At 65.1% G+C, this 13432-nt stretch carries 12 protein-coding genes; all 12 read left to right on the forward strand.

All coding sequences use genetic code 11. The features are described 5' to 3' along the window. The first annotated feature begins 44 nt into the window (after nt 1-44). Nucleotides 45-1091: a lipopolysaccharide heptosyltransferase II gene (gene waaF / locus BN1188_RS02380; protein WP_040259623.1), complete on the forward strand. Its 1047-nt coding sequence runs from the start codon at nt 45-47 to the stop codon at nt 1089-1091. Then, a complete protein-coding gene (gene waaC, locus BN1188_RS02385) occupies nt 1091-2152 on the forward strand; it encodes a lipopolysaccharide heptosyltransferase I (protein WP_040259624.1) in 1062 nt (353 codons plus the stop codon). Before waaF ends, waaC begins: the two co-directional genes overlap by 1 nt. Beyond that, nucleotides 2152-3276, forward strand: coding sequence for a glycosyltransferase family 4 protein (locus tag BN1188_RS02390; protein ID WP_040259626.1), 1125 nt, complete (start codon nt 2152-2154; stop codon nt 3274-3276). Before waaC ends, BN1188_RS02390 begins: the two co-directional genes overlap by 1 nt. After that, nucleotides 3273-4079 (forward strand): lipopolysaccharide core heptose(I) kinase RfaP, encoded by an 807-nt coding sequence (gene rfaP / locus BN1188_RS02395; protein ID WP_040259627.1) that lies wholly within the window; start codon nt 3273-3275, stop codon nt 4077-4079. The genes BN1188_RS02390 and rfaP overlap by 4 nt, the downstream gene beginning before the upstream one ends. Beyond that, entirely contained in the window at nt 4079-4813 is a 735-nt protein-coding gene (locus BN1188_RS02400; protein WP_040259628.1) for a lipopolysaccharide kinase InaA family protein, read from the forward strand. Before rfaP ends, BN1188_RS02400 begins: the two co-directional genes overlap by 1 nt. Then, complete coding sequence (locus BN1188_RS02405; RefSeq protein WP_040259631.1) at nt 4810-5562, forward strand: lipopolysaccharide kinase InaA family protein; 753 nt, start codon at nt 4810-4812, stop codon at nt 5560-5562. The genes BN1188_RS02400 and BN1188_RS02405 overlap by 4 nt, the downstream gene beginning before the upstream one ends. Continuing rightward, nucleotides 5562-7001: a lipopolysaccharide kinase InaA family protein gene (locus BN1188_RS02410; RefSeq protein ID WP_040259632.1), complete on the forward strand. Its 1440-nt coding sequence runs from the start codon at nt 5562-5564 to the stop codon at nt 6999-7001. The genes BN1188_RS02405 and BN1188_RS02410 overlap by 1 nt, the downstream gene beginning before the upstream one ends. Nucleotides 7002-7204: 203 nt before the next feature. Beyond that, entirely contained in the window at nt 7205-8962 is a 1758-nt protein-coding gene (locus tag BN1188_RS02415; RefSeq protein ID WP_040259633.1) for a carbamoyltransferase family protein, read from the forward strand. Continuing rightward, a complete protein-coding gene (locus BN1188_RS02420) occupies nt 8946-10076 on the forward strand; it encodes a glycosyltransferase (RefSeq protein ID WP_040259635.1) in 1131 nt (376 codons plus the stop codon). The genes BN1188_RS02415 and BN1188_RS02420 overlap by 17 nt, the downstream gene beginning before the upstream one ends. Next, nucleotides 10076-10972 (forward strand): GNAT family N-acetyltransferase, encoded by an 897-nt coding sequence (locus BN1188_RS02425; RefSeq protein WP_040259859.1) that lies wholly within the window; start codon nt 10076-10078, stop codon nt 10970-10972. Before BN1188_RS02420 ends, BN1188_RS02425 begins: the two co-directional genes overlap by 1 nt. Beyond that, nucleotides 10969-12372, forward strand: a complete 1404-nt coding sequence (locus BN1188_RS02430) for a PIG-L deacetylase family protein (RefSeq protein WP_040259636.1) — start codon at nt 10969-10971, stop codon at nt 12370-12372. Before BN1188_RS02425 ends, BN1188_RS02430 begins: the two co-directional genes overlap by 4 nt. A 31-nt stretch (nt 12373-12403) precedes the next feature. Further along, nucleotides 12404-13360: a glycosyltransferase family protein gene (locus BN1188_RS02435; protein ID WP_040259638.1), complete on the forward strand. Its 957-nt coding sequence runs from the start codon at nt 12404-12406 to the stop codon at nt 13358-13360. The last annotated feature ends 72 nt before the right edge of the window (nt 13361-13432 follow it).

The following is a 13432-nucleotide window of genomic DNA, read 5'->3' on the forward strand; positions in this document are numbered from 1 at the left end:
CCACCGGGGAGGCCGCCGCCTCCCTGATCGTTTGCGGAAAATCCATGAGAATTCTGATCATCGGGCCCAGCTGGGTCGGCGACATGGTGATGGCACAGACCCTGTTCCAGTGCTTGAAAAGCCGCCACCCCGACTGCCAGATCGACGTGCTCGCGCCCGAATGGAGCCGGCCGATACTCGAGCGCATGCCCCAGGTACGGCAGGCCTTGAGCTTTCCGCTCGGCCACGGGGCGCTCGAACTGGCCACGCGGCGCCGCATCGGCCGCTCGTTCCGGGGCCAGTATGACCAGGCCATCGTGCTGCCAAATTCGCTGAAGTCTGCCCTGGTGCCTTTCTTTGCGAGCATCGCGCGACGCACGGGCTGGAAAGGCGAGCTGCGCTACGGCCTGCTCAACGACCTGCGGGTGCTCGACAAGGCCCGTTACCCGCTCATGATCGAACGCTTCATGGCCTTGGCCTACGCGCCGGAAGAAGCCCTTCCCACGCCTTATCCCCAGCCTCGTCTGCGCATCGACCCGGCGAGCCGGAGCGCGGCGCTGGAGCGGTTCGGCCTGGAACTGGATCGCCCGGTGCTTGCCCTTTGCCCAGGCGCGGAATTCGGCGAATCCAAGCGCTGGCCCGCCGAACACTACGCCGAAGTGGCCGAGGCGCGAATCCGCCAGGGCTGGCAAGTATGGCTGTTCGGCTCCAAGAAGGACCAGCCCGTGGCCGAGGCGATACGCGAGCGGCTGATTCCCGGGTTGCGTGAGGAAGCTGTGAACCTGTGCGGCGACACCTCGCTGGCCGAGGCCATCGACCTGATGTCCTGCGCCGGGGCGGTAGTGTCCAACGACTCGGGTTTGATGCACGTGGCCGCGGCGCTCAACCGTCCTTTGGTGGCGGTGTATGGTTCCACCTCGCCAGGCTTTACGCCCCCGCTGGCTGACCAGGTGGAAGTGGTGCGCCTGGGGGTGGACTGCTCGCCCTGTTTCCAGCGCACCTGCCCGCTGGGCCATTACAATTGCTTGCGCCTGTTGGACTCACAGCGGGTGGTGGATGCGCTGGAGCGCATGGGTACCCCCGAGGCCCAGCAGATGGCGGAGGCTGACTAGTGCGGGTTCTGCTGATCAAGACGTCTTCCCTGGGGGACGTGATCCACGCCTTGCCCGCGTTGACCGACGCGGCCCGCGCCATCCCGGGCATTCGCTTCGACTGGGTGGTGGAGGAGGGCTTCCGTGAGATCCCCACCTGGCACCCGGCGGTGGACAAGGTGATTCCGGTCGCCATCCGGCGCTGGCGCAAGGCGCCCTGGGCGACGGTCAAGAGTGGGGAATGGCGGCGCTTCAAGGCGCAGTTGCGCGAGCGTACCTATGACCTGGTGATCGACGCCCAGGGCCTGCTCAAAAGCGCCTGGTTGACGCGCTACGTGAAGGCGCCGGTGGCGGGGTTGGACAAGCGCTCGGCCCGGGAGCCCCTGGCCAGCCGCTTCTATGATCGCAAGCTTGGCGTCGCCCGAGGCCAGCATGCGGTGGAGCGGGTTCGCCAGCTGTTCGCCCTGGCGTTGGGTTACGACCTGCCTGATACCCTGGGCCAGTACGGACTCAGCCGCTCGCGGCAATTGGCGGTGCCCCACCCGGTGCCCTTCGTGGTGTTCCTGCACGGTACCACCTGGGACAGCAAGCACTGGCCCGAGGCTTATTGGCGCGAAATGGCCGAGCGCCTGGGGCTGGCCAACATCGGTGTGCGCCTGCCATGGGGCAACGAGGCTGAGTTTCGCCGCGCTCACCGGATCGCGGCTGGCCTGCACAATGTCGCCGTGCTGCCGAAGTTGAACCTGGCGGGGGTGGCCGAGGTGATGATCCAGTCCCGGGCCTGCGTCGCCGTGGACACCGGGCTGGGGCACCTGGCCGCCGCGCTGGATGTGCCCACCGTGTCGATCTACGGGCCTACCAATCCCGGCCTGACCGGCGCCTATGGCCGGGCCCAGGTCCATCTGGGCAGTGACTGGCCGTGCGCGCCCTGCCTGCAGAAAACCTGCACCTACAAGCCGACGCCAGAAGACCTGCGTCGGCACGATATCAAGCGCGAGTGGCCGCTGTGCTTCACTCGCGTCAATCCCGAACGAGTGGCAGGACGCCTGAGCGCGCTGTTGTTGGCTGAGGACCTGCGTTGATGCATTTGGCTTTCGTGTTGTACAAATATTTTCCCTTCGGCGGCCTGCAGCGCGATTTCATGCGTATCGCTCTTGAATGCCAGGCCCGGGGCCATCAGATCAGGGTGTACACCCTGATCTGGGAGGGGGACGTGCCGCCAGGGTTCGAAGTGCTGGTCGCCCCGGTGAAAGCGCTGTTCAATCACCGCCGCAACGAAAAGCTCAGCGCCTGGATGGCTGCCGACCTGGCCCGGCGCCCGGTGGACCGGCTCATCGGCTTCAACAAGATGCCAGGGCTGGACCTGTACTACGCCGCTGACGGCTGTTTCGAGGACAAGGCGCAAACCCTGCGCAACGGGTTGTATCGCCGCTGGGGTCGCTACCGCCACTTCGCCGAGTATGAGCGCGCGGTCTTCGCGCCTGAAGCACGCACTGAAATCCTGATGATTTCCCAGGTTCAGCAGCCGCTGTTCGTGAAGCATTACGGCACGCCCGCGCAGCGCTTCCACTTGTTGCCGCCGGGTATCTCCCAGGATCGCCGCGCACCGGCCAACGCCGCGCAGGTCCGGGCCGCCTTCCGCGAGGAGTTCGGCCTGGGCGAAGACGAGCTGCTGCTGGTGCAGATCGGTTCAGGCTTCAAGACCAAAGGGGTGGATCGTTCCCTCAAGGCCTTGGCGGCGCTGCCAGCCGCCCTGCGCCAGCGCACGCGGCTGTTCGTGATAGGTCAGGACGACCCCAAGGTGTTCCAGCTGCAAAGCACTGCCCTGGGCCTGAATGATCAGGTCAGTTTCATGAAAGGGCGCAGCGATATACCGCGCTTCCTGCTCGGCGCTGATGTGCTGATCCACCCCGCTTACAACGAAAACACAGGCACCGTGCTGCTCGAAGCGGTGGTGGCCGGCCTGCCAGTGCTGGTGACCGAAGTGTGTGGCTATGCCCATTACATTGGCGAAGCCCAGGCTGGCATCGTGATACCCGAGCCGTTCGACCAGGCAGACCTCAACCGCCAGTTGCAGCGGATGCTCGAAGACAAGGCCGCGCGCGCTCAGTGGGGGCGCAATGGCCTGGCCTTTGCCGACAGCGCGGATTTGTACAGCATGCCCCAGCACGCCGCCGACCTGATCCTGGCGGAGCGCCCCCAATGAAGGTGATGCTGCAGCCGCCGTTCGAGGCCCTCTGGGCCGGGGCCGACCCCTTCGTCGCGGTCGAGGCCTTGCAAGGCCAGGTCTACCGTGAGCTGGAGGGGCGTCGCACCCTGCGCACGGAAGTGGACGGCCGCGGCTATTTCGTCAAGATTCACCGCGGCATCGGCTGGGGGGAGATCTTCAAGAACCTGTTCAGCGCCAAGCTGCCGGTGCTGGGTGCGGGCCAGGAGTGGGCGGCCATCGAGCGCCTGCACCAGGCAGGGGTGCCTACCATGACCGCCGTGGCCTACGGCGAGCGCGGCGCCAATCCTGCTGCCCAGCATTCGTTCATCGTCACCGAGGAACTGGCCCCCACCATCAGCCTCGAGGACTACAGCCTCGATTGGCGTGCCCAGCCGCCAGCACCGGCGGTGAAATGGGCGCTGATCCAGCGGGTGGCCGAGATGACGGGCGGCATGCATCGCGCTGGCGTCAATCACCGGGATTGTTACATCTGCCACTTCCTGCTGCACACGGACCGCCCCTTCGACCCGGCTAGCTTCAAGCTGTCGGTGATCGACCTGCACCGGGCCCAGACCCGCTCCCGGATCAGCCGCCGTTGGCGAGATAAGGACCTGGCCGCCCTCTATTTTTCCGCCTTGGACATCGGTCTGACGTCACGGGACAAGCTGCGCTTTCTTCGCGCGTACTTCCGGCGGCCGCTGCGCCAGGTGCTGGGTGACGAGGCGGCGTTGCTCGTCTGGCTGGAAGGCAAGGCGGCCAAGCTCTATGCGCGCAAGCAACGCTACGGAGACGCGCTCTGATGGCCGGCTGGAACCTGGACCCGGCCTTCGCGGGGCTGGATGGGATATTCGGCAGCCTGGACGCGGTTTTCGCCGCCCAGGGTGAACGCCTGACCCAGGACGCGCTGTCCGAATTGATCAAGGTCGACCATCAGGGCGCGGCCTATTACGTCAAGCGCTATACCAGCGCCGGCAGGGGTTTGCGCCGCTACCTGGGCAAGCCCAGGGTCAAGGCCGAATGGCAGAACCTCAAGCGCTTCGCCAAGTGGGGCATCCCCACCGCCGAAGTGGTGGGCTTCGGCCTCGAGCGCGACGGGGGCTCCTTCGAGCGAGGCGCGATGATCACCCTGGGGCTGCCCGCCAGCGAAGATCTGCTCGCCCTGGTCAGGCAGCACGACCCACGGCTACGAGACCGGGCCTGGGTGAATCATGTGAGCCATCAACTGGCGCGGCATACGCGTACCCTGCATGACCATCATTTCACCCACAACGACCTCAAGTGGCGCAACCTGCTGGTGGACGACGCCGGAACGCTTTACCTGATCGATTGCCCCAACGGTGCGTTCTGGTGGGGATTCATGCTGCGCTATCGGATCACCAAGGACCTGGCCTGCCTGGACAAGGTTGCCAAATACCAGCTCTCGGCCACCCAGAGGCTGCGCTTCTACCTCCAGTACCGGCGTCGCGACCGGCTCAATGCGGCGGACAAGAAGCGTATCCGCCATATCCTGAGTTTCTTCGAGGGGCGAGAATGAAGCCTTTTATCGCGGCAGATGCCCAGTCGCTCCTGGCCGCCCATGGCCTGGCCGACTTCGACACACTCTGGGCTCTGCCTTTGACCGCGGTGGACGAAGCCAACACCGGGCGCGGCGGATGGAGCCAGGTATTTCGCCTGGACCTGGCCGGGCATGGTTTTTACCTCAAGCGCCAGGCCAACTACCTGACCCGCAGCCTGCGCCATCCCCTGGGTGAACCTACCGTGACCCGGGAGTTTCGCAATATTCGCCTCTACCAGCAGCTGGGCATCCCCGCGCTGCAGGCCAGTTATTTCGCCGAACGGCGACAGGGCGGAGAATGGCAAGGGATGCTGTTGACCCGAGGCCTGGATGACTGGAGCGAGCTTGGCGCCTGGTTGGCGCAATGGCCAGTGCTGACGCCTCCGCGTCGCGGCGCGCTGGTCGCGGCTTGTGGCCAGCTCGCGCGTCGCTTGCATGACGCGGGCCTGGTCCACGGCTGCTTCTATCCCAAGCATATCTTCTTGCGGGCCGCTGGCGAGGGCTTCGAAGCCTGCCTGATCGACCTGGAGAAAACCCGCCGCGCCTGGTTTGGCCAGCGGGACCGCGTGCGTGATCTGGAGCCTCTGCTGCGCCGGGCCGCTGCCTGGGGCGAGGCGGATATCCGGGGCTTCCTGACAGCCTACCTAGGCGTGCCGGGTACCGACGCCCGGGTCACGACCTGGATGGAGCGATTGGTGGCGCGTCGGCGCCATAAGGAAACCCGCTGATGGATTTGCAAAACCTGGCGCGCGCCGGTCGCGCCCCGACGCTGCCGATGAGCATTGAACTGGAAGACGCCGCCGGCCCGGCGCAGCTGCAATTGCTCAGCCTGCTGCGGGTCTTGCCCGGGCAGCGCTATGTGGGCGCCGGAGTGTGGCGCGGCCGTGCCGTGCTTGCCAAATTGTTGGTAGGTCCTCGTGCCCCCCGTCAGTTCCAGCGTGAACGCGAGGGCGCCCGCTTGTTGGCGGCCCAGGGGCTGGCCACGCCGACCCTGCTGGCTGATGGCCTACGGCCAGGTCAGGGTGGCTGGTTGCTGTTCGAATTTCTCGAGCAAGGGCAAAGCCTGGCTGATGCCTGGGCGCAAGTGGAAAGCCTGCCGCCCTTGGCCGATGCCCAGACAGAAGTGATCGCCGAGGCGTTGCAGGCCATCGCCGGCATGCATGCCAAAGGGTTGTGGCAGGAGGATCTGCACCTGGACAACCTGCTGCGCAGCGGCGGTAGGGTCTATGTGGTCGATGGTGGCGGCGTGCGCGCCGAGCAGCCAGGCCAGCCCCTCTCGCGTCAACGCGTGCTGGAAAACCTGGGGGTGTTTTTCGCCCAGCTTCCCCAGGCGCTGGCGCCTTGCCTGGAAGAGCTGCTGGTGTACTACCTCTTGGCCAACAGCGAGCATGCGCTGCCCCTGGAGGCGTTGCAAAAGCAGATCGACAAGGTGCGAGCCTGGCGGCTACGAGACCTGCTGGCCAAGGCCGGTCGGGATTGCACCCTGTTCAGCGTGAAGCAAGGCCCGTCGTTGCTGCAAGCGACGCCCCGCGATCAGGAAGCGGCCATGGCGCCCGTGCTGGCCGACCCTGACCGGCTCATCGACCAGGGCCACCTCTACAAGACCGGCGGCGCTGCCACGGTCGCCCGGGTCAATGCCAATGGTCGAGTATTGCTCATCAAGCGCTACAACATCAAAGGGGTCGCCCACTGGTTCAAGCGCTTCTGGCGCCCCAGTCGGGCCTGGCATTCCTGGATCGAGGCGCAACGGCTGATGTTTCTGGGATTCGCCACGCCGCGCCCCCTGGCTGTGCAGGAGCGTCGTACCCTTGGGCTGCGGGGCAAGGCTTACCTGGTGACGGAGCACTTGCAAGGGCCCGACCTGATGCACTGCTTCAGTGGCCATGTGCAAGACGGGCAGGTGCCCGAAGCGCAACTGGCAGCCTTGGACGAACTGTTCGCCGGGCTGATCCGTGAGCGCATCAGCCATGGCGACCTTAAGGCCCATAACCTGTTCTGGGAGAACGGCCGCTGGGCCCTGATCGACCTGGACGCCATGCAGCAGCATGGCACTGCTGGCAGCTTCGCGCAGGCCTATGCCCGTGACCGAGCCCGTTTCCTGCGCAACTGGCCGGCAACCAGCGCACTGCACCGGGTGCTGGACGAGCGCTTGCCACGCTTGGGCTGAGTCGCCAAGGGGGCGGATGAAAGGGCGGCAAAGCCGGATCGCTATCACCTGCCCACCGATGCTCAGGTAGCGCTGGCCGCTGACTTCCCTAGCTGTCCATAGGTATTGGCCCGGCGGCGGTTGGGTTATACTCCCGCGTTTTCGATCAACAGCAATACCTGCGCCTTGCTGGGCGCGTATTGAGTACACAGAGGCTCTGACCCTTGGCATTGACGATTCTCGGGCTGTCCGGCGCCCTCAGCCACGACCCCTCCGCTGCGTTGTATATCGACGGCAAGCTGATCGCGGCCGCCGAAGAAGAGCGCTTCGTGCGAGACAAGCATGCCAAGAACCGCATGCCCTACGAGTCGGCAAAGTTCTGCCTGGAGCAGGCCGGCATCACTCCGGCCGACGTCGATGTGGTCGCCATTCCGTTCGCGCCCATCAGCCTGTTCGGCGAGGCCCGCTGGCATTATGCGAAACGCTACTGGTACGCGCCGGACCGGGCCCTGGACGCGTTGCTCATGGGCAACCGTCGCTACAAGCGCTACCGCAGGAAGATCGTCTGGTGCCTGGAGCAGCTTGGCTTCGACCCGAAGAAGGTCAAGATCGAGCCGGTCGAGCACCACCTCGCCCACGCCTCAAGCGCCTATCATTGCTCCGGCTTCACCGAGAAAACCGCCATTCTCGGGATCGACGGCAAGGGTGAGTACGCCACCACCTTCTTCGGCTATGGCGAGAACGGGAAGATCCACAAGCTCAAGGAATTCTACGACCCGGACTCCCTGGGCGGCCTCTATGGCGCGATCACCGAATTCCTCGGTTTCGAGATGCTCGACGGTGAGTTCAAGGTCATGGGCATGGCGCCCTTTGGTGACGCCAGCAAGTATGACTTCTCCCGCCTGGCCAGCTTCGAGAACGGCGAGCTGGTGATCAACACCGAATACGCCAACGTGATCGGCCTGCGGCGCTACAAGGAGAAAGGCAAGGGCTTCTACTTCTCGCCCAAGCTGATCGAGTGGCTGGGGCCCAAGCGCGAAGGTGACATCGCCGACGAGCCGTACATCCACTACGCCGCCAGCATGCAGGCGCTGTTCGAAAAGCTTGCCCTGCAGATGATCGACCACTACCTGGGCGACATCCTCAAGGAAACCGGCAAGCTGGCGTTCGCGGGCGGTTGCGCCCTGAACGTGAAGCTGAACCAGAAGATCATCGCCCGGCCAGACGTGAAGGAGCTGTTCGTGCAGCCGGCCTCCGGCGACGCCGGAACCGCCGTGGGCGCAGCCGCCTACGTGTCCCATGCGCGTGGCGTGCCGGTGGAGAAGATGGAGCACGTCTACCTCGGCCCTTCCTATTCCAACGAAGACGTGATCGCCGCCTGTGCTCGTCATCCGAGCAAGCCGGCCTGGCGCCAGATCGACGACATGCCCCAGCGCATCGCCAGGATCATGGTCGACGGCAACCCTGTAGCCTGGTTCCAAGGGCGAATGGAGTTCGGCCCGCGGGCCCTTGGCGGCCGCTCGATCATCGGTTGCCCGAGCGTGCCGGGCGTGGCCGACCGCATCAACGAGCAGATCAAGTTCCGCGAGCGCTGGCGCCCCTTCTGTCCATCGATGCTGGACACGGTGGCCCCGCAGATGATCAAGGTGGATCATCCGGCGCCCTTCATGACCTTCACCTTCGAAGTGGCCGAGGAGTGGAAAACCCGCGTACCGGAAGTCGTGCACGAAGACGGCACCTCCCGCGCCCAGGTGCTCAAGCGCGAATACAACCCACGCTACTACGACATGATGAAAGCCCTGGAAGAGCTGACAGGTAACGGCGTGTCGCTGAATACGTCGCTCAATCGCCGTGGCGAGCCGATGATCTGTTCGCCTACGGATGCCCTGAACATGTTCTTTGGCTCCGACCTGCAATACCTGATCATGGAAGACATTCTGGTGGTGAAGGAAGGCGCGAACGCCTATGACACAGGCGCCTGAGCGGCGGGTACTGCAGTTCTGCCACGGCTATGACGGCCCGTTCCTGGACTGTGCCCGGCAGTACGCGAGCCTTTTCACTGGAAGCGGCCATGCGGTCACCACGGTGTTTCTGACCGGCCGTGCCAGCGATGAGGTGGCCGCGGCCTGCGCGTCGGCCGAGGTGCTGTTCCTCGAGCTGTCCTCCAAGGATGTGCGTGGCCTGAAGCTGGGCGCCATCGCCCGGCTTCGCCGCATCGTCGCCGAGCGCGATTTCGCGTTCTGCATCGCTCACCGTTTCAAGCCCATCTACGTCGCCCTGCTGGCGACCCAACTGCCGGTGCTGGGCGTGCATCACGCTTTCGGCGATTACCAGCGCCGTGGGCGGCGGCTGTTTGCGAACCTGTTCCGGCGGCGACTGAGCCTGCTGGGCGTATCCGATGCGGTACGCGACGACATTCGTCGATGCCTGTCCGACTGGCCGGCCGAGCGTATCCAGACCCTCTACAACCGGGTGGACGTGACTGCCCGGCAGCAGGCTCTGTTGAGCCCAGCGCAGGCGCGAGAGGCCTTGGGGCTGCCGGCCGATGCCTGGGTGGTAGGCAACGTAGGGCGGCTTCATCCCGACAAGGACCAGGCCACCCTGCTGCGGGGCTTCGCCCAGGCCTTGCCTGGCCTGCCCCAAGGAGCCTGTCTGGTGATCATGGGCGAAGGTCGGCTCGAGGGTGCGCTCAAGCGTCTGGCTGAAGAGCTGGGCATCATGGCCCAGGTTCGCTTCACCGGGCAGGTGCCGAGCGCTACCCGCTATTTCCGCGCCTTCGATGTATTTGCCTTGAGTTCAGACCACGAGCCCTTCGGCATGGTATTGCTTGAGGCCATGGTCGCTGGCGTGCCTATTCTTGCCACCGCTTGTGGTGGCGCCCGGGAAGTAGTCGAAGGCGCCGGCCTGCTATTTCCCCTGGGCGACGCCACCGCCTTGGCGCAAGCGCTGCTGGAAGTGGCCAACTACGGGCCGGGTTGCCGTGACGCCTTGGCGGCCAGCATGGCCGAGCGACTGCAGGCACGCTTCAGCGATCAGGCGGTCCGTGAAGCCTTCTGGCGCCTGCCGGCGCTGGCAGGGCTGGACGCGACCGTATGATCCTCAACCGCTTTCGATTCTGGCGCGAGCGTGGCTGGACCCCCATAGACGCGGCCAGCTATGCCGAGCTCTGGTCCCGCCACGGCGGCAGCGTGGCGACCCATCCTCAGGTCGTCGAGCGTCTGGCGGGCCTGGCACGACTGCCGGTGCGCTACCTGGGCTGGGAGCAGGAAGGCCGCTTGCGCGCCGCCATCCCGGTATGGGGGCGGCATCTGGCACTGTCCAAGGACGTGCTCAAACGGGCTGGCAAGAAGGGCCTGTTCGACCTGGGCAATGCCGAGATCATCCTTCCGGGCGAGGCCGATGCGCAGGCCCCGCTACGCCATCTGGGCCGGTACCTGGGCGAGCCGAACATTGGGCGCTTTTCCGGCCTGGCTACCCAGGCGGAAGCCCTGGCGCTGGCCCGCGCGCCCGAGGACCTTTCCAAGAAGTTTCGCTATAACCAGCGCCGTGAATTGCGCCTGCTGGAGGAAGCCGGCGGCCAAGTGCGGCCGGTAAGCGACTTTTCCAGCGCCGAGTTCGCGGCCCTGTACTGCGATCTGTTCCAGCGCCGGTGGAATTTTCCCGCCACTGGGGCGGCGCATATGGCCGAGGTGCTCGAGCTGCTGCGCGAGTTCATGGTCGGTTCGGTGCTCTTGCTCAACGGCGCGGCGATCGCGATCCAGCTGTTGTATCGGGTGGAGGCGCCTGGCTGGGTGAGCGTCGAGTATGTCAACGGTGGTGTCGACCCGCTTACCCGGGATTTCAGCCCGGGCAGCGTGCTCAGCTACCTCAATACCCAGGCGGCCTGGGAGGATGCGCGCGAGCGAGGCAAGGCGCTGCGCTTTTCCTTTGGCCGAGCGGACCGTGAATACAAGGCCCGCTGGTGCAACCCCGCCCAGGTGTTCAAGGTATGAGCCGCAAGCAGGCGCTGTTGCGGCGTCATCGACGCAACAAAAGGCTCGCCTTGCTGGGCGCTGGCGTACTGTTGCTGCTGGCTGGGGTGCTGCTGGCCTGGTGGTTGCCACTACTGCTGGCCGTTTTGGCCTGGGCGGCCCACGAAGCCTGGTTTGCCGACCACCTCTTCTATTCCCCCAGGCAGGACTATCGCTACCGTTTCGGTGAAGGAGGCCGGCTGTTGGCCAGCCGCTGGGACGGGCGCCGCCTGGTGCTTGAAGAGCCTCTGCCCAATGACCAGGCGTATACCCTGGTCGCACAGGTGCGACTGACATCCACCTGGCTGGGGCATCTGTTAGACCCTGCTGTGCTCATCGGCGAGGGCAAGGACCAGGACGCCCAGGCCTTCGAGCGGGGCTGCAGCGGGCTGCGTTACCTCAACCTGTCTGGCCAGGAAAGCATTCTGCCCTCGGGGTTGGACTTGATCGGGCGTCACTGCCGCCTGCGCGAAGCACCCCAGGTATATGCGTTCGCTCAGCCTGATTACCGGCAGCGGCGGGTAATGGTGATCGCGCCCCACGCTGACGACGCGGAGCTGGCGGCGTACGGCCTATACAGCCAGGCTGCCGAAAGCTGGGTCGTTACCCTCACCGCCGGGGAAATCGAGGCCGAGCACTACCGCGCCATGGGGCTGGAGGCACAGGCCGCCGCTCGCCTCAAAGGCCGGCTCCGCGCCTGGGACAGCCTCGCCGTGCCGCGCTGGGCTGGAGTACCTGAGGAGCGCTGCGTCCAGCTGGGGTATTTCTGCCTGCAACTGGACGCCATGCATCAGGCGCCCAGCGAACCGGTTTCCTCGCGTGAAGCCGGCCTGCAGGATACCCGGCTGTTTCGCCAGTACAATCGCCTGGCCCTGCCCGGCGATGATGGCCTGCCGACCTGGAACAACCTGATCGCGGACCTGCGTGCGCTGCTTACCCTGGCCAGGCCAGAGGTGATCGTGCTGCCGGATCCGGCGCTCGATCCTCATCCGGATCATATCCAGGCCCACCTGGCCGTGCGCGAAGCGCTGGAGGGGTTGGCCTGGCAGCCATCGTACCTGCTCGGCTACGCCAATCATCTTCATGACAACGACCGCTGGCCCATGGGCAATGCCCACCAGGGTGTCGCCTTGCCGCCCCGGTTCGACCCGTCCGGTGCCTGCTGGCCAGTGAGCCTGCCACTGACCGCTCAGGCACGGCTGGACAAAGCCATGGCCCTGGGCATGATGCACGACCTGCAACCTCCGTTGCCCTTCAAACGTCGGCTGCGCCGTGGGCTGCAACGCCTGCTCGCTGGGCGTCGCTGGCCCGTGGAAGGGGAAAACGAATTCTTCCGCAAGGCGGTACGGCGCCACGAACTGCTATGGCGCCTGGACCCTTGATTCGCCCCGCCAGCGGCCTTGAGAGATATCGATGAAAGTTCTGTTCCTGGTGCAGAAAGACCAGCGCGCCATTCTCGATGAGTTGTATCGAGGCGTGGCGGCACATTGCGAGTGTGACCTGCGCTGGCTGGACAGCGATGATCAGCGGCATCTGCGCCGCTATTTCAAGCGTGAGGTAGATGCCTCCCGCTACGATCGCATCCTCTTCTTTTTGCGTTTCAAGCAAGAGATCCGGCAGGTGGGCTTTATCCGCAGCTTGCCTAACCTAGTGATCCTCGAGCACGATGCATACCAGAACTACATTCCCTGCAAATACACCGGCAAGTTCAGCCGGCATTACCGGCAACTTCCGTGGGCCCGGGTCATCAGTTCCGGCGCCCAGGTGGCGCGGCGCTTGCGCGAGGAAGGCGTGGACGCTCACTTCGTGCCCAAAGGCTATGACCAGACCCTGGTTGGCGAACTGGGGCTGCAACGGGACATCGAGCTAGGGTTTGTCGGCAGTCTCAAGAGCGTGGCCTATGCCCAGCGCAAGGCATTTCTGGAAGCGCTGGCGCAAGAGGAAAACCTGCTGATCACCCGGACCGAGTCCGGTGCCGACTACAATCGCATGCTCAACCGTATCCGGTTCTTCGTCAGCGCGGACGTGGGAATGGGGGAGTACATGATCAAGAACTTCGAGGCCATGGCCGCCGGATGCGTACTTCTGGCCTACGACCAGGGAGAAGAAGAAAATCGCGCCCTGGGCTTCGAGGACGGCGTCAACCTGGTGCTGTACCGGGACCTTGCCGAGCTCCGCCGCAAGCTGGCGCAACTGCGCGAACAGCCGGCGCTGGCCGCTGGCATCGCCGCCCGCGGGCAAGCCCTGGTGCACGAGCGTTACGGTTTCCATAGCATAGGGAGCCAGATCGTGAATTGCCTGCGCGCACCCTTGCGGCCATCGCCAGCGCCCGGTTGGGTCGCCCGCCTGCGCAATCGCCTGGGAGTCTGAGCACAGCTTCATGGCGGCCAGTCGTTTGAAAATGGTATTCACCACATCCTGCACAAACTCCTTTTCGTAAAC

The sequence above is a fragment of the Pseudomonas massiliensis genome, assembly GCF_000826105.1.
GTDB lineage: Bacteria > Pseudomonadota > Gammaproteobacteria > Pseudomonadales > Pseudomonadaceae > Aquipseudomonas > Aquipseudomonas massiliensis.

Bases quoted from the DNA above. Each gene is read 5' to 3' on its own strand.
- waaF (WP_040259623.1), top strand. From the start codon at position 45: ATGAGAATTCTGATCATCGGGCCCAGCTGGGTCGGCGACATGGTGATG.
- BN1188_RS02390 (WP_040259626.1), top strand. From the start codon at position 2,152: ATGCATTTGGCTTTCGTGTTGTACAAATATTTTCCCTTCGGCGGCCTG.
- rfaP (WP_040259627.1), top strand. From the start codon at position 3,273: ATGAAGGTGATGCTGCAGCCGCCGTTCGAGGCCCTCTGGGCCGGGGCC.
- BN1188_RS02400 (WP_040259628.1), top strand. From the start codon at position 4,079: ATGGCCGGCTGGAACCTGGACCCGGCCTTCGCGGGGCTGGATGGGATA.
- BN1188_RS02405 (WP_040259631.1), top strand. From the start codon at position 4,810: ATGAAGCCTTTTATCGCGGCAGATGCCCAGTCGCTCCTGGCCGCCCAT.
- BN1188_RS02410 (WP_040259632.1), top strand. From the start codon at position 5,562: ATGGATTTGCAAAACCTGGCGCGCGCCGGTCGCGCCCCGACGCTGCCG.
- BN1188_RS02420 (WP_040259635.1), top strand. From the start codon at position 8,946: ATGACACAGGCGCCTGAGCGGCGGGTACTGCAGTTCTGCCACGGCTAT.
- BN1188_RS02430 (WP_040259636.1), top strand. From the start codon at position 10,969: ATGAGCCGCAAGCAGGCGCTGTTGCGGCGTCATCGACGCAACAAAAGG.
- BN1188_RS02435 (WP_040259638.1), top strand. From the start codon at position 12,404: ATGAAAGTTCTGTTCCTGGTGCAGAAAGACCAGCGCGCCATTCTCGAT.